General features: G+C 61.5%; 14 protein-coding genes. 5 read left to right on the forward strand and 9 right to left on the reverse strand.

The genetic code is table 11. The annotated features are described in order from the left end of the window. Positions 1 to 16 precede the first annotated feature (16 nt). Genes NVB75_RS20125 through def form a run of 5 tightly spaced genes read right to left on the reverse strand, consistent with a single transcriptional unit; the run spans position 17 to position 4,573 of the window. A complete protein-coding gene (locus NVB75_RS20125) occupies positions 17 to 328 on the reverse strand; it encodes a lipopolysaccharide assembly protein LapB (RefSeq protein ID WP_258342965.1) in 312 nt (103 codons plus the stop codon). An 18-nt stretch (positions 329 to 346) separates the two neighbouring features. After that, positions 347 to 1,720, reverse strand: a complete 1,374-nt coding sequence (trkA, locus tag NVB75_RS20130) for a Trk system potassium transporter TrkA (RefSeq protein WP_003213611.1) — start codon at positions 1,718 to 1,720, stop codon at positions 347 to 349. A gap of 22 nt (positions 1,721 to 1,742) precedes the next feature. Next, positions 1,743 to 3,053: a 16S rRNA (cytosine(967)-C(5))-methyltransferase RsmB gene (gene rsmB, locus NVB75_RS20135; protein ID WP_258342966.1), complete on the reverse strand. Its 1,311-nt coding sequence runs from the start codon at positions 3,051 to 3,053 to the stop codon at positions 1,743 to 1,745. Further along, positions 3,050 to 4,009 (reverse strand): methionyl-tRNA formyltransferase, encoded by a 960-nt coding sequence (fmt, locus tag NVB75_RS20140; RefSeq protein WP_258342967.1) that lies wholly within the window; start codon positions 4,007 to 4,009, stop codon positions 3,050 to 3,052. The genes rsmB and fmt overlap by 4 nt, the downstream gene beginning before the upstream one ends. A 57-nt stretch (positions 4,010 to 4,066) precedes the next feature. After that, positions 4,067 to 4,573, reverse strand: a complete 507-nt coding sequence (gene def, locus NVB75_RS20145; RefSeq protein WP_003213617.1) for a peptide deformylase — start codon at positions 4,571 to 4,573, stop codon at positions 4,067 to 4,069. A 150-nt stretch (positions 4,574 to 4,723) separates the two neighbouring features. On the opposite strand from def, the gene NVB75_RS20150 reads away from it, so the two are divergent. From NVB75_RS20150 to NVB75_RS20160, 3 genes are all read left to right on the forward strand, one after another. Then, positions 4,724 to 5,512: a peptidoglycan-binding protein gene (locus NVB75_RS20150; RefSeq protein WP_258342968.1), complete on the forward strand. Its 789-nt coding sequence runs from the start codon at positions 4,724 to 4,726 to the stop codon at positions 5,510 to 5,512. 63 nt (positions 5,513 to 5,575) lie between these two features. Further along, the gene (gene dprA, locus NVB75_RS20155; RefSeq protein WP_258342969.1) at positions 5,576 to 6,670 is read left to right on the forward strand and encodes a DNA-processing protein DprA; all 1,095 of its coding nucleotides are present in this window, start codon (positions 5,576 to 5,578) and stop codon (positions 6,668 to 6,670) included. Between the two features lie 54 nt (positions 6,671 to 6,724). Beyond that, a complete protein-coding gene (locus NVB75_RS20160; protein WP_003213622.1) occupies positions 6,725 to 7,282 on the forward strand; it encodes an L-threonylcarbamoyladenylate synthase in 558 nt (185 codons plus the stop codon). Between the two features lie 145 nt (positions 7,283 to 7,427). Here NVB75_RS20160 and NVB75_RS20165 read toward each other — a convergent pair whose 3' ends face one another. After that, a complete protein-coding gene (locus NVB75_RS20165; protein WP_003213623.1) occupies positions 7,428 to 8,405 on the reverse strand; it encodes an NADPH:quinone reductase in 978 nt (325 codons plus the stop codon). 159 nt (positions 8,406 to 8,564) lie between these two features. Here NVB75_RS20165 and hemF point away from each other — a divergent pair, with 159 nt between their 5' ends. Both hemF and aroE read left to right on the forward strand, forming a co-directional pair. Next, positions 8,565 to 9,494 carry an oxygen-dependent coproporphyrinogen oxidase gene (gene hemF, locus NVB75_RS20170; RefSeq protein ID WP_017477929.1) on the forward strand — a complete coding sequence of 310 codons (930 nt, stop codon included), beginning with the start codon at positions 8,565 to 8,567 and terminating at the stop codon, positions 9,492 to 9,494. Next, positions 9,494 to 10,312: a shikimate dehydrogenase gene (gene aroE / locus NVB75_RS20175; protein WP_258342970.1), complete on the forward strand. Its 819-nt coding sequence runs from the start codon at positions 9,494 to 9,496 to the stop codon at positions 10,310 to 10,312. The genes hemF and aroE overlap by 1 nt, the downstream gene beginning before the upstream one ends. 115 nt (positions 10,313 to 10,427) lie before the next feature. On the opposite strand, the gene NVB75_RS20180 is transcribed toward aroE, so the two are convergent. From NVB75_RS20180 to betC, 3 genes are all read right to left on the reverse strand, one after another. Beyond that, on the reverse strand, positions 10,428 to 11,996 hold the full coding sequence (locus NVB75_RS20180; protein ID WP_258342972.1) for a SulP family inorganic anion transporter: 1,569 nt from the start codon (positions 11,994 to 11,996) through the stop codon (positions 10,428 to 10,430). Positions 11,997 to 12,272: 276 nt separating this feature from the next. Beyond that, positions 12,273 to 13,193 carry a choline ABC transporter substrate-binding protein gene (choX, locus tag NVB75_RS20185; RefSeq protein ID WP_258342974.1) on the reverse strand — a complete coding sequence of 307 codons (921 nt, stop codon included), beginning with the start codon at positions 13,191 to 13,193 and terminating at the stop codon, positions 12,273 to 12,275. A 16-nt stretch (positions 13,194 to 13,209) separates the two neighbouring features. Continuing rightward, entirely contained in the window at positions 13,210 to 14,724 is a 1,515-nt protein-coding gene (betC, locus tag NVB75_RS20190; protein ID WP_258342976.1) for a choline-sulfatase, read from the reverse strand. Positions 14,725 to 14,811: the final 87 nt, after the last annotated feature.

Below are 14,811 nucleotides of genomic sequence, written 5' to 3' on the forward strand. Positions count from 1 at the left end.
GCGAGCAAGCTCGCTCCTACAGGTGTTTATCGAGTTTCTTCAGGAACACCGTCATTTCTTTTTCGGCCTGCTTATCGCCATGGGCCAAGGCTGCTTCAATACCCTTCTCCCAAGCCAACCGCGCCGCAGCATTATCACCCTGCCCCAACTGCGCTTTGCCCAACAGCTTCCACGCCGCCGAATACTTCGGATCAAACTCGACGCACTTCTGCAAATGCTCCGCCGCCTTGGCGTTGTCCTTCAGATCCAGATAACCCTTGCCCAACCCAAACCGCAGCAGTGAGTTATCCACACCCTTGGCGAGCATTTTTTCCAGGGATTCGAGCATGTCGGTCACTCCGTTTGATCAGAAAAAGCTCAGGCCCACGTGGAACAGTTTCTCCACATCGCGGATATGTTTTTTATCCACAAGGAACAGAATCACATGGTCGCCGGTGGCGATCACCGTGTCGTCGTGGGCGATGATCACCTCTTCATCGCGAATGATCGCGCCGATGGTAGTACCCGGTGGCAGGCCGATATCGCGGATCGCCTTGCCAATCACCTTGCTCGACTTCGAGTCGCCGTGGGCAATCGCCTCGATGGCTTCCGCCGCGCCCCGGCGCAATGAGTGCACACTGACGATATCGCCGCGCCGTACGTGGGCCAGCAAGGTGCCGATGGTTGCCAATTGCGGGCTGATGGCGATGTCGATATCGCCACCCTGGATCAGGTCGACATAGGCCGGGTTGTTGATGATGGTCATCACCTTCTTCGCACCCAGCCGCTTGGCCAGCAACGACGACATGATGTTGGCTTCGTCATCGTTGGTCAGGGCCAGGAAGATGTCGGCGTCGGCAATGTTTTCTTCCAGCAGCAGGTCACGGTCCGAGGCACTGCCTTGCAGGACCACGGTGCTGTCGAGGGTGTCGGACAAGTACCGGCAGCGTGCCGGATTCATCTCGATGATCTTCACCTGATAGCGGCTTTCGATGGCCTCGGCCAAGCGCTCGCCGATCTGCCCGCCGCCGGCGATGACGATGCGTTTGTAGGTCTCATCCAGACGGCGCATTTCACTCATCACCGCGCGAATATTCGCCTTGGCCGCGATGAAAAATACTTCGTCGTCGGCTTCGATCACCGTATCGCCCTGCGGCAGGATCGGCCGGTCGCGACGGAAGATTGCCGCCACTCGCGTCTCGACGTTGGGCATGTGCTCGCGCAGTTGGCGCAGTTGCTGGCCCACCAACGGCCCGCCGTAGTACGCCTTGACCGCTACCAGCTGCGCCTTGCCTTCGGCGAAGTCGATCACCTGCAAGGCGCCCGGGTGTTCGATCAGGCGCTTGATGTAGTGGGTCACCACCTGCTCCGGGCTGATCAGCACGTCCACCGGGATCGCGTCGTTGTCGAACAGCCCGGCGCGGGTCAGGTAGGCCGCCTCACGCACCCGGGCGATCTTGGTCGGGGTGTGGAACAGGGTGTGGGCGACCTGGCAGGCGACCATGTTGGTCTCGTCACTGTTGGTGACTGCCACCAGCATGTCGGCATCGTCGGCACCGGCCTGGCGCAGTACCGTAGGAAACGAGGCACGGCCTTGTACGGTACGGATATCCAAGCGGTCGCCCAAATCCCGCAGGCGCTCCGCGTCGGTGTCGACCACGGTGATGTCGTTGGCTTCGCTGGCCAAATGCTCGGCCAGCGTACCGCCGACCTGCCCTGCGCCGAGGATGATGATTTTCATCCGGTCACTCCCTTAAAACCATTCAGCCGCGAGCGGCGGCAATCTTGATCAGCTTGGCGTAATAGAACCCGTCGTGGCCGCCTTCCTGGGCCAGCAACTGGCGGCCATGAGGCTGCTTGATCCCGGCCTGGATGTCGAGGTCCAGTTCCCGTGCGCCGCTGGTGCGGGCCAGGAAGGCTTCGATGACTTCGGTGTTTTCGGTGGGCAGCGTCGAGCAGGTGGCGTACAGCAGGATGCCGCCGACTTCGAGGGTCGGCCACAACGCGTCCAGCAATTCACCTTGCAGCACGGCCAGGGCGGCGATGTCGTCGGGTTGGCGGGTCAGCTTGATGTCCGGGTGACGGCGGATCACGCCGGTGGCGGAACACGGCGCGTCCAGCAGGATGCGCTGGAAGGGCTTACCGTCCCACCAGGTGGCGGTGTCGCGGCCGTCGGCGGCGATCAGCTCGGCGCTGAGGCCCAGGCGCGCGAGGTTTTCCCGCACACGCACCAGGCGCTTGGCTTCCAGGTCGACGGCGACGACGCCGGCCAGGTCCGCTTGCACTTCCATAATGTGGCAGGTTTTGCCGCCGGGGGCGCAGCAGGCGTCCAGCACCCGTTGGCCAGGCGCCAGGTCCAGCAGATCAGCGGCCAGTTGCGCGGCTTCGTCCTGCACGCTGATCCAGCCTTCGGCGAACCCGGGCAGATTACGGACATCGCCCGGTTCTGTAAGAACGATGCCGTCCTGGCTGTAGACGCAGGCGGTCGCCGCTACACCGGCTTCGCCAAGCAACGTGAGATACGTATCGCGCGTGTGATGACGGCGGTTCACCCGCAGGATCATCGGCGGGTGCGCGTTGTTGGCGGCGCAGATGGCTTCCCATTGCTCGGGCCAGAATGCCTTCAGGGATTTTTGCAGCCAGCGCGGGTGAGCGGTACGCACCACCGGGTCATGTTCCAGTTCGGCCAGCAGCGCTTCGCTTTCGCGCTGTGCGCGGCGTAGCACGGCGTTGAGCAAGGCCTTGGCCCAGGGCTTTTTCAGTTTGTCGGCGCAACCGACGGTTTCGCCGATGGCGGCGTGGGCCGGCACGCGGGTATAGAGCAGTTGATAGAGGCCCACCAGCAGTAGTGCCTCGACATCGGCATCTGCGGCCTTGAACGGCTTTTGCAGCAGCTTGGCCGCCAGCGCCGACAACCGCGGCTGCCAGCGGGCGGTGCCGAAAGCCAGGTCCTGGGTGAAGCCGCGATCGCGGTCTTCGACTTTATCCAGTTGGGTCGGTAACGAACTGTTGAGGGAAGCCTTGCCGTTGAGTACGGCGGCCAGGGCCTTGGCGGCGGCCAGACGTGGGTTCATTGGGTGTCTACCGCTTGGCCGAGGACGATGCCGACGGCAAATTTCTCACGACGGCTGTTGAACAAATCGCTGAAATTCAGCGCCTTGCCGCCGGGCAGTTGCAGACGGGTCAGGCACAGCGCCTGTTCACCGCACGCTACCAATAGGCCGTCCTTGCTGGCGCCGATAATCTCGCCGGGCGCGCCCTTGCCTTCAGCCAGGGTGGCGGCCAGTACTTTCAGGGCTTCGCCATTGAGGGTGCTGTGGCAGATTGGCCACGGGTTGAAGGCGCGTACCAGGCGTTCCAGCTCAACGGCAGGGCGGCTCCAGTCGATGCGGGCTTCATCCTTGTTCAATTTGTGGGCGTAGGTGGCGAGGCTGTCGTCCTGCACTTCGCCTTCCAGGGTGCCAGCAGCCAGGCCGGCGATGGCCTGGACTACGGCCGGCGGGCCCATCTCGGCTAGGCGATCGTGCAGGCTGCCACCGGTGTCTTCAGCGGTAATCGGGGTGGTAACTTTCAACAGCATCGGGCCGGTGTCCAGGCCCGCTTCCATGCGCATTACGGTCACACCACTTTCGGCGTCACCGGCTTCAACGGCCCGTTGGATCGGTGCCGCACCGCGCCAGCGAGGCAGCAGCGAGGCGTGGCTGTTGATGCAACCCAGGCGCGGGATATCCAGCACGGCCTGAGGCAGGATCAAACCATAAGCCACTACCACCAGCAGGTCCGGCTTCAGCGCAGCCAGTTCGGCTTGGGCATCGGCGTTGCGCAGGGTTGGCGGTTGCAGCACCACAATGTTGTTTTCCAGTGCCAGCTGCTTGACCGGGCTGGGCATCAGCTTTTGCCCACGACCGGCCGGGCGATCGGGCTGGGTGTAGACCGCCACGATTTCATACGGGCTGGCGAGCAGGGCCTTGAGGTGTTCGGCGGCGAATTCGGGGGTGCCGGCAAAAACGATGCGCAGTGGCTCGGTCATGGGAAACGTCTCACAAAAGAAAAAGGCTTGCCGGAGCAAGCCTTTGAAAGAAGGGAATCAAGCTTGCTGGCGATGCTTCTTTTCCAGCTTCTTCTTGATCCGGTCGCGTTTAAGCGTGGACAGGTAATCAACAAACAGCTTGCCGTTGAGGTGGTCGCATTCGTGTTGAATGCACACCGCCAGCAGGCCTTCGGCAATCATCTCGAACGGCTTGCCGTCACGGTCCAGGGCCTTGATCTTGACGCGCTGGGGACGGTCGACGTTCTCGTAGAAGTCAGGCACCGACAGGCAGCCTTCCTGATACTGGCCCATCTCGTCGGTCAGGGTTTCGAACTCAGGGTTGATAAACACCAGGGGCTCGCTGCGGTCTTCGGACAGGTCCATGACCACGACGCGCTGATGCACGTCGACCTGGGTCGCGGCGAGGCCGATACCCGGGGCTTCATACATTGTTTCAAACATGTCATCGACCAACTGACGAACCTTGGCGTCCACTACGGCCACTGGCTTGGCGATGGTGCGCAGGCGTGAGTCCGGAAATTCGAGGATGTTCAAAATAGCCATAAGCGTAATTGCTGCACATGTGAGGTAAAGGCAAGTCGGCGCCGGGGATGGACCCTTGATGTGCCGGAATAAGTGCCGTGGGAAAACGTCCGAAAGCCACGAAGGCCAAGGCGTTTCACGCGAATGCACATAATAAAGGAGATTCACCCCATGAGGAAATCGCTACTCGTCTTGCTGCTGTGGGCCCAGGCCGTTGTTGGCCAGGTTCCCGCGAGCTTTCCACAGGCGGGTCAACCGCTGCCGCTTCATACGCAACAAGCCATTCAGCGCTTTTTACTGCACAACCGCATTCTCGATACGCCCCAGGAACTGGACCACGCTCCCTATATTGTTGCAGCAGATGCCGGCCGAGTACTGGGCGCCAATGGCGAACGTGTTTATGCGCGTGGGGCCTTGGACCCTGCCGTGCAAAGCTACGGGATCTTCCGCCGGGGCAAGGCTTATACCGACCCCGATAGCCAGGAATGGCTGGGCATCAACGCTGATGACATAGGCACCGCACGTTTTGTGACAGCGGGCGACGTCAGCACATTGGGTGTGCAGCGGGTGACCCAGGAGGTGCGTCCCGGGGACCGGCTGCTCAGCCAGCAAGCACCCACGGACCTTGCCAGCCTGGTGGTTCAGTGGCCTGCCCGCGCCATTGCCGGGCACATCATCGACGTGCCCCGGGGCGTGACGCAGATCGGCGTGCTGGACGCGGTGACGTTGAACAAGGGCCGCCGTGACGGGCTGATGGAAGGTCATTTGCTGGCCGTGGTGAAAGCCGGTGAAACCGTTCGGGACAGAGTGACCGGCGTTCCGGTGAAGATGCCTGATGAGCCTGCCGGGACGCTGGTGGTGTTCCGCACCTACGAAAAGCTCAGCTACGGCCTGGTGCTCAGCGCGTCACGTTCGCTGGCGGTAATGGACCGTTTTGAGGCGCCTGATCAAAGGCAATAATTAGGTTGCTAAATAAGTTACCAACAGAGTTATCCACAGTTTATTCCGATCAAGGACGATCAAATGTTACCGACGAATAACCGCGAAATTTCCCCGGCAGAGCTGGAAGCCCGACTACGCTTGCACAGGCTGCCGGAACTGGGTCCCAAAGGTTTTCAAAAGCTCATCGAGGCGTTTGGTTCTGCGTCAAAAGCCATCAGCGCACCGGCGAGTGCCTGGCGTTCATTGGGACTCAAGGTGGCCAGCGCCGACGCCCGGCGCAGTGAGGAAGTACGTGATGGTGCCAGTGCGGCCCTCGCCTGGCTGGAGCGTCCGGCCCAGCATTTGCTGATGTGGGACCAACCCGACTACCCGGCATTGCTCGCAGAATTGGATGACGCGCCCCCGCTATTATTCGTCGCCGGCAACCCGGCGATTCTGGAAAAACCGCAATTGGCGATGGTCGGCAGCCGTCGTGCCTCCAGGCCAGGAATGGACACCGCCGCCGCGTTTTCCCGCAGCCTGGCGAGTGCCGGTTTTGTCATCACCAGTGGCCTTGCCCTGGGGATCGACGGCGCAGCTCACCAAGCGGCTTTGGATGTTGGTGGACATACAATTGGCGTAATGGGCACCGGGCTCGAAAATTTTTATCCACAGCGCCACCGACGCCTGGCCGAAGCGATGATTGCCCAAGGCAGCGCCGTGGTTTCCGAGTTTCCGTTGGACGCCCCGCCCCAGGCCGGTAACTTCCCACGCCGCAACCGTATTATCAGTGGCCTGTCCCTTGGGGTGCTGGTGGTGGAGGCCAGTATGGCCAGCGGTTCGCTGATCACTGCACGCCTGGCGGCGGAGCAAGGCCGCGAGGTATACGCTATCCCCGGCTCGATCCATCACCCCGGGGCCAAAGGCTGCCATCAACTGATCCGCGATGGGGCGGTGCTGGTGGAAACCATTGAACACATCCTCGAAAACCTGCGCGGCTGGCAGGCACTGTCCCGCCCGGCGCCGATTGCGGTCACTCACCCACTGGTGGCGCTGTTGCACGCGGCGCCCCACACCAGTGAAGCCTTGGCGATTGCCAGCGGAAGGGCTTTGTCCGAGGTGCTGGCCAGCCTGACGGAACTCGAGCTGGAAGGCCGGGTAATCTGCGAAAGCGGGCGCTGGCTTGCGCGCGGCTAGGTTTTGTAACGAAGATCGGTAAACTGCGCAGAGCTTTAGTCCGGAGAGTGAGCAATGGTCAACAGGTGGCGTGTGCGAGAAGCCGCACGAGAAATTCGCGCAGGCGCGGTGATTGCCTATCCAACCGAGGCGGTCTGGGGCCTGGGCTGTGACCCTTGGAACGAAGAGGCCGTGGATCGGTTGCTGGCGATCAAGGGCCGGTCTGTGGATAAGGGGCTGATCCTGATTGCTGACAACATCCGTCAGTTCGATTTTCTCTTCGAAGACTTTCCTGATGAGTGGATGGACCGCATGGCCAGTACCTGGCCGGGTCCCAATACGTGGCTGGTGCCCCATCAGGATTTATTGCCCGAGTGGATTACCGGGGTGCATGACACGGTGGCGCTACGGGTGACTGATCATCCGCAGGTGCGGGATTTGTGCTCGCTGGTCGGGCCGCTGATTTCCACCTCGGCCAACCCACAGGGCCGCCCAGCGGCGCGCACGCGGATTCGTGTGGAGCAGTATTTCCGTGGGCAGGTGGATCTGGTGTTGGGCGGGAATCTGGGGGGGCGCAAGAACCCGAGTTTGATTCGGGATCTGGCGACGGGTGAGGTTGTGCGGCCTTCCTGAGACCGAGTTGCCTGCATTCGCGAGCAAGCCCGCTCCCACATTTGACCGAGACCAACTTTTGGAACGCGGACAAATGTGGGAGCGGCGGTGCGACGATTCGACTTGCTCGCGAAGAGGCCCTCAAAGCCGCTGAAAATCCAACGCCCTATGGCAACAGAATGGTCGACCCAGTCGTGCGCCGCGCCGACAACTCAATCTGCGCCTTTGCCGCATCCCCCAGCGAAAACCGCTGATTAATATCAATCTGCAACTTGCCACTGATGATCATCGAAAACAGATCATCCGCCATCGCCTGCAGGTTTTCCGGGTTGTTGGCATAAGTCGCCAGGGTCGGGCGGGTCACATACAGCGAACCTTTCGCCGCCAGAATCCCCAGGTTGACCCCATCCACAGCCCCCGAAGCATTCCCAAAACTCACCACCAACCCGCGTGGCGCCACGCTGTCCAAAGATGTGAGCCAGGTGTCCTTGCCTACGCCGTCGTACACCACCGGGCATTTCTTGCCGTCAGTCAGTTCCAACACGCGCTGTGCGACGTTTTCCTTGCTGTAGTCGATGGTTTCCCAGGCACCGAGGGATTTTGCCAGCGCTGCCTTTTCCGGCGAACTGACGGTACCGATCAGCTTCACGCCCAAGGCCTTGGCCCATTGACACGCCAGCGAGCCCACACCACCGGCGGCGGCGTGGAACAGGATAGTTTCACCGCCTTTCAGCTCATAGGTCTGGCGCAAAAGGTACTGCACGGTCAGGCCCTTGAGCATCGCGCCGGCGGCCTGTTCGAAGCTGATGTCGTCCGGCAGGTGCACCAGGTTGGCGGCCGGCAGTACATGCAATTCGCTGTAGGCACCCAGTGGGCCGCTGCCGTAGGCCACGCGATCACCTACCTTGAATTGAGTGACTTCACTGCCTACTGCTTCAACCACGCCAGCGCCTTCAGCGCCCAGGCCCGACGGCAAGGCCGGTGGTGCATACAGGCCGCTGCGGAAATACGTGTCGATGAAGTTCAGGCCAATGGCCTTGTTCTGCACGCGAACCTGCTGCGGGCCGGGTTCTGCCGGGGTGTAGTCCACATACTCAAGTACTTCGGGGCCGCCATGGGCACGGAACTGGATACGTTTGGCCATCTGCACTCTCCTCAAGTCAATTTCGCGTAGCCCCCTATCGGACTCCTATGCTTGATCTTCGTCAACTGCGGCAATACGGGGTGCAGTGGTATCCTGTGCGCCCATTTGCCGCCGACGCCCAATGGCCTCGCGTAGCTTTGCCCGATTCAAGGTGATGTCATGACTACCCGCACCGAGGCTGTCAAAGCCTACCTGCTCGACCTGCAAGACCGTATTTGCAGCGCCCTGGAAACCTTTGAGACGGACACTCGCTTTATCGAAGACGCCTGGACCCGGCCGGCCGGCGGCGGTGGTCGCACCCGTGTGATCGAAAACGGTTCGGTGATCGAGAAAGGCGGCGTTAACTTTTCCCACGTGTTTGGCAGCGGCCTCCCACCGTCCGCCAGTGCGCATCGCCCGGAATTGGCCGGTCGCGGTTTTGAAGCCCTCGGCGTGTCGCTGGTGATCCACCCGCACAACCCGCATGTGCCGACTTCCCACGCCAACGTACGGTTTTTCATCGCTGAAAAAGAAGGCGAAGAGCCGGTGTGGTGGTTCGGTGGCGGCTTCGACCTGACGCCCTACTACGGCAACGAAGAAGACTGCATCCACTGGCACCGCGTCGCCGAGCAGGCCTGCGCGCCGTTTGGCCCGGACGTGTACTCGCGCTACAAGGCTTGGTGCGACACCTACTTCCACATCAAGCACCGCAACGAACCCCGGGGCATCGGCGGTTTGTTCTTCGATGATTTGAACGAGTGGGACTTCGACACCAGTTTCGCCTTCATGCGCGCCATCGGCGATGCCTACATCGACGCCTACCTGCCAATCGTCCAGCGCCGCAAGGCCATGGCCTATACCGAGCAGCAGCGCGAATTCCAGGAATTCCGCCGTGGCCGCTACGTTGAGTTCAACCTGGTCTACGACCGTGGCACCCTGTTTGGCCTGCAATCAGGCGGGCGCACCGAGTCGATCCTGATGTCGCTGCCGCCGCAGGTGCGCTGGAGCTACGACTGGAAGGCCGCACCGGACAGCGAAGAAGCGCGTCTCACCGACTACTACCTGCAAGACCGCGACTGGCTGGGCGTGCTGCCCAAGGCGGCGGTCTGATGGATCGTTATGTCGTCTTCGGCAACCCCATCGGCCACAGCAAGTCGCCGCTGATTCACCGTCTGTTCGCTGAACAAACTGGTGAGCAACTGGACTACAGCACCTTGCTCGCGCCACTCGAGGATTTCACCGGCTGTGCAAAAGCATTTTTCGCACAAGGCCGTGGCGCCAACGTCACCGTACCGTTCAAGGAAGAGGCCTATCGCCTGGCCAATACCCTGACCGAACGGGCCCAACGTGCCGGCGCGGTGAATACCCTGAGCAAACTCGCCGATGGCAGCCTGTTGGGAGACAACACCGACGGCGCCGGCCTGGTGCGGGATTTGACGGTGAATGCCGGGTTCAGCCTGCAAGGGAAACGCATCCTGCTGCTGGGTGCTGGCGGTGCCGTGCGCGGTGCGCTGGAACCGTTACTGGCAGAGCAACCGGCGTCGCTAATCATCGCCAACCGCACCGTGGAAAAAGCCGAACTGCTCGCCGAACTGTTCGACGACCTCGGGCCGGTGTCCGCCAGCGGTTTCGACTGGCTGCGTGAGCCGGTGGACCTGATCATCAACGCCACCTCCGCCAGCCTGTCAGGCGATGTACCGCCGATTGCCGGCAGCCTCGTTGAGCCGGGCAAGACCTTTTGCTACGACATGATGTACGGCAAAGAGCCTACGGCGTTTTGCCGCTGGGCCAGTGAGCAGGGCGCCGCGGCAGCGATGGATGGCCTGGGAATGTTGGTGGAGCAGGCGGCGGAAGCGTTCTACCTGTGGCGCGGCGTGCGCCCGGATTCGGCCCCGGTGCTGGCTGAATTGCGTAGCCAACTGGCCTGACGCAAATCTAAATGTGGGAGCGGGCTTGCTCGCGAATGCGGTGGATCAGTCGATACATACGGCGACTGTCACACCGCATTCGCGAGCAAGCCCGCTCCCACAGTTTTAACCGCGTTCAGTCTTCGAAATGGATGGGGCATTTGTCGGCCCCTTCCAGTTTCTTCAGCTCTTCCACCACCTGCGGCCGGGCCTTGCGCAACGCCAGGCTGCGCCCCAATCCGTTCAATCGGCGCGCTTCTTGGTGCAGCATCTCCACCCCGGAATAGTCGATAAAGTTGATCTGCTGCGCCTCGATCACCACCCGCTGGCCCTGCAGGCTTTGCAGCCGCACCTGCAGGTAATGGCTGGCGCCGAAAAAGATCGACCCGCCGACCCGCAGCACATCGTCCTCACCGTCACGCCATTGTTGGACTCGCGGCTGCGAAGTGCGCTTGAGATAGAAAAACAGCGACGCCAGCACACCCGCATAAATCGCCGTCTGCAATTCCAGCAACAGCGTGGCGATGCAGGTCAGGCTCATCACCACGAACTCTGCGCGGCTGACCCGGAACAGCGCCCGAATACCGCGATGGTCCACCAACCCCCAGCAAATCAGCAGGATGCTCGCGGCCATGCTCGGGATCGGGATATGCGCGATCAGGGCCGCGCCGAACAGCGCAAACAGCGCCACCCACAGCGCAGAAAACACCCCGGCCAGCGGCGAGCAAGCACCTGCTTCATAGCTCAGGCCCGAACGGGTGAAGGAACCTGCCGACAAGTACCCGGAGAAAAATCCGCCGACGATGTTGGATAAACCCTGCGCACGCACTTCCTGATTCGCATCGAGCAATTGCTGGGAGCGGGCCGACAGCGAGCGCGCAATCGACAAGCTGGTCACCAGCCCCAGCATGCCCACCGCCACGGCACTCGGCAGCAGGCGCAGAACCATGTCCAAGTCCATCGGCAGCGGGCTGAAGGGCGGCAGTTTGCCGACAAATGAACTGACCAACGCCACCTGCCCGAACATCGCCGGCCATAGCCATGGGATGAGGCTGCCCAAGGCCAGTGCGATCAACAGTGTGGGCCAGCGCGACACCCACAGTTTCAGCAGTACACCCACCAGCAAGGTGCCGAGCCCGAGCACCAGTGAAGGATGATTCCATTCCCCTGCATGGTTGATCAGCGCCAGCAGGCTGTTGATCGCCGTGGCCTGGCTGGGCAGGTCCAGCCCCAGCAGATTGGGCAGTTGCCCCAGGGCGATCACCACTGCAGCGCCGAGGGTGAAGCCGAGTACCACCGAGTGCGAGACGAAATTCACCAAGGCACCGAAGCGCAGCATGCCCAGCAGCCATTGGAAGACGCCGGCCAGGAAGGTCAGCAACAGGATGAGCGTGATGTAGTCCTGGGACCCGGGCACGGCCAGCGGGCTGACGCTGGCGTAGAGCACGATGGAAATCGCTGCCGTAGGCCCGCAGATCAGGTGCCAGGAAGAGCCCCACAAGCAGGCGATCAATACCGGAAGGATTGCGGCGTACAGGCCGTATTCCGGTGGGAGACCGGCGATCAGTGCGTAGGCAATGGATTGCGGTAATGCCAGGACTGCACCGCTCAGCCCAACGATTGCATCTCGCCCGACGCTGGCGCGGGTTTGGCGCGGGAGCCAGCTGAGGAAGGGGAAGAGTGTACGGCGGTTGGGCCAGGGCATTGGAAACTCGGGCTGGAAGTATTAGGTCAGGATATCAGTTGGTCACGCGTAGCAGCTGCCGAGCCTTGGCGAGGCTGCGTTGGCGGCGTATCTGACACACCGCGGACGCAGCCTCGCCAAGGCTCGACAGCTGCTACGCGGGTTTTAGCTTTAGAGTTGATCGTTCCCACGCTCTGCGTGGGAATGCCTTCTTGGACGCTCTGCGTCCGCTCTTGAGTCGTGACGCGGAGCGTCACCGAATGCGTTCCCACGCAGAGCGTGGGAACGATCAGTGCATCAGAGTTTGGCTTTTACGGCGGCCAGCGCATCTTGACCGTCTACGGTTTTAACCCCGTCCAGCCACTTGTCCAGCACCGCCGGATTCGCCTTGATCCAGGCCTTCGCCGCATCAGCGTTGCTCACCTTCTTGTTCACCACCTCCGCCATGATGGCGTTCTCCATCTCCTGGGTGAAACTCAGGTTGGTCAGCAATTTCCCGACATTCGGGCAGGCTTGCGCATACCCCTTGCGGGTCAAGGTATACACGCTGCCGGTGTCACCAAAGTACTTTTCCCCACCCTTGAGGTAATGCATCTTCAACTGCACGTTCATCGGGTGCGGGGTCCAGCCGAGGAAGGTCACGAACTTCTGCTTCTTCACCGCCCGGGACACTTCGGCCAGCATCGCCTGTTCACTGGACTCGATCAGCTTCCACTGGCCCAGGTCGAAGTCGTTTTTCTTGATGATTTCCTTCAACGAGATGTTCGCCGGCGCACCCGAACCGATGCCGTAGATCTTCTTGTCGAACTTGTCGGCAAACGTGTTCAGGTCGGCAAAATCATGCACCCCGGCGTCCCACACATAATCCGGCACGGCGAGGGTGAACTCGGTGCCTTCGAGGTTTTTCGCCAGTTGCACCACATCGCCATTGGCCACGAACTTGTCGTAGAAGCCCTGCTGCGCCGGCATCCAGTTACCCATGAACACATCCACCTGGCCGTCCTTGAGCCCGCCAAAGGTGATCGGCACCGCAAGGGTGTCGACCTTGGCCTTGTAGCCCATGCCGTTCAACAGGAAACCGGTAATGGCATTGGTGGCGGCGATATCGCTCCAGCCCGGATCGGCCATCTTCACGGTGTCGCAGCTTGAGTCCGCGTAGGCGCCGGCACTGCTCAATGCCAGCAGCGCAACGCTCAACACGGTGGATAACTTTTGCATGGCCTTCCCCTCAGTTTTATTGGTTTTGGCAGGGTTGTGGAAAACGTGCCTTGCGCTCCAGATCGTCGAGGTCGATATGGTTGCGCATGTATTGCTGACTGGCGTCTACCAGTGGCTGGTGGTCCCAACTCTTCAGCTTGCCTTGGGTCAGCGCCTCGAATACCAGGCGGCGACGGCGTTGGCTGGCGAGCACCTGCTGGTGGATCGCCGGGATGTCCCACTTGGCCCGCGCCTCACTCAAAAACGTCTCGAACAGTGGCCGGTGTTCCGGTGACTGGCTGAGTTCTTCCCGCTCGTGCGGGTCGTTGTGCACATCGAACAATAGGCAAGGATCGTCCTCGCTGTAGATGAACTTGTAGGCGCCACGGCGAATCATCATCAGCGGGCTGATGGTGCCTTCGGCCATGTATTCGCCGAACACTTCGTCGTGCCCGCCCCGCCCTTGCAAGTGCGAGACCAGCGAGCGGCCGTCCAGTGGGAGATTGGGGTCCAGCTCGCCTCCAGCGAGTTCCACCAGGGTCGGCAGCAGGTCGGCGGTGGACACGGCAGCCGTCACGCGGCCCGCTGCAAACTGCCCCGGCGCGCTGATCAGCAGCGGCACCCGGGCGGCCATTTCAAACCAGTGCATTTTGTACCAGAGCCCGCGTTCGCCGAGCATGTCGCCGTGGTCACCGGAGAAGATGATGATGGTGTCATCGGCCAGGCCCGTGTCTTCCAGGGTTTGCAGCAGCTTGCCGACGTTGCTGTCGATGTAGCTGCACGCGCCGAAGTAGGCGCGGCGCGCATCGCGGATCTTGTTCAGCGGCAGCGGCTTGTCCCACAGGTCATAGACCTTGAGCAGGCGTTGGGAGTGAGGGTCGAGATCTGCTTGTGGCGGCGTTGTGGGCAATGGGATGTCGTTGTCGCCGTACAGGTCCCAGAACGGTTTGGGAATGGTGTACGGGTCGTGTGGGTGGGTCATCGACACGGTCAGGCAGAACGGCTGGTCGCCGTCCTCGCGGATATGGTCGAACAGGTACTGCTGGGCCTTGAACACCACCTCTTCGTCGAAATCCAGCTGGTTGGTGCGCACGCAGGGCCCGGCTTGCAGCACCGACGCCATGTTGTGGTACCAGGTAGGGCGCACGTCCGGCTCATCCCAGTTCACCGCCCAGCCATAGTCGGCCGGGTAGATGTCACTGGTCAGGCGTTCTTCATAACCGTGGAGCTGGTCGGGGCCGCAAAAATGCATCTTGCCCGACAGCGCGGTGCGGTAGCCGAGGCGACGCAGGTAGTGGGCATAGGTCGGCACGTCGGCGGGGAAATCGGCTGCGTTGTCGTAGGCGCCGATCTTGCTCGGCAACTGCCCACTCACCAGGGTAAAGCGCGATGGTGCACACAGCGGGCTGTTGCAGTAAGCGGCGTCGAACACCACGCCCTCAGCGGCGAGGCGGCTCAAGTTCGGCAGTTTGATAGGCGAAGGACCGTAGAACGGAAGCATCGGCGCGGCCATTTGATCGGCCATGATAAAAAGAATGTTCTTGCGCTTCATGGTTTCGCGGCATTCCATAGTCAACGTTTATGCGAATGAGCATGCAGGCCATGGAAATCGTGGTAAAGCCCATGAGAAGCAATGTCT

Origin of the sequence: Pseudomonas sp. CBS (assembly GCF_024734645.1) — a bacterium.
GTDB lineage: Bacteria > Pseudomonadota > Gammaproteobacteria > Pseudomonadales > Pseudomonadaceae > Aquipseudomonas.

What these genes read in the sequence shown, in the direction of transcription:
- NVB75_RS20125 (WP_258342965.1), bottom strand. Translation starts at nt 328, where the DNA reads ATGCTCGAATCCCTGGAAAAAATGCTCGCCAAGGGTGTGGATAACTCA.
- def (WP_003213617.1), bottom strand. Translation starts at nt 4,573, where the DNA reads ATGGCTATTTTGAACATCCTCGAATTTCCGGACTCACGCCTGCGCACC.
- aroE (WP_258342970.1), top strand. Translation starts at nt 9,494, where the DNA reads ATGGATCGTTATGTCGTCTTCGGCAACCCCATCGGCCACAGCAAGTCG.
- NVB75_RS20165 (WP_003213623.1), bottom strand. Translation starts at nt 8,405, where the DNA reads ATGGCCAAACGTATCCAGTTCCGTGCCCATGGCGGCCCCGAAGTACTT.
- fmt (WP_258342967.1), bottom strand. Translation starts at nt 4,009, where the DNA reads ATGACCGAGCCACTGCGCATCGTTTTTGCCGGCACCCCCGAATTCGCC.
- trkA (WP_003213611.1), bottom strand. Translation starts at nt 1,720, where the DNA reads ATGAAAATCATCATCCTCGGCGCAGGGCAGGTCGGCGGTACGCTGGCC.
- betC (WP_258342976.1), bottom strand. Translation starts at nt 14,724, where the DNA reads ATGAAGCGCAAGAACATTCTTTTTATCATGGCCGATCAAATGGCCGCG.
- NVB75_RS20150 (WP_258342968.1), top strand. Translation starts at nt 4,724, where the DNA reads ATGAGGAAATCGCTACTCGTCTTGCTGCTGTGGGCCCAGGCCGTTGTT.
- NVB75_RS20160 (WP_003213622.1), top strand. Translation starts at nt 6,725, where the DNA reads ATGGTCAACAGGTGGCGTGTGCGAGAAGCCGCACGAGAAATTCGCGCA.
- rsmB (WP_258342966.1), bottom strand. Translation starts at nt 3,053, where the DNA reads ATGAACCCACGTCTGGCCGCCGCCAAGGCCCTGGCCGCCGTACTCAAC.
- hemF (WP_017477929.1), top strand. Translation starts at nt 8,565, where the DNA reads ATGACTACCCGCACCGAGGCTGTCAAAGCCTACCTGCTCGACCTGCAA.
- choX (WP_258342974.1), bottom strand. Translation starts at nt 13,193, where the DNA reads ATGCAAAAGTTATCCACCGTGTTGAGCGTTGCGCTGCTGGCATTGAGC.
- NVB75_RS20180 (WP_258342972.1), bottom strand. Translation starts at nt 11,996, where the DNA reads ATGCCCTGGCCCAACCGCCGTACACTCTTCCCCTTCCTCAGCTGGCTC.
- dprA (WP_258342969.1), top strand. Translation starts at nt 5,576, where the DNA reads ATGTTACCGACGAATAACCGCGAAATTTCCCCGGCAGAGCTGGAAGCC.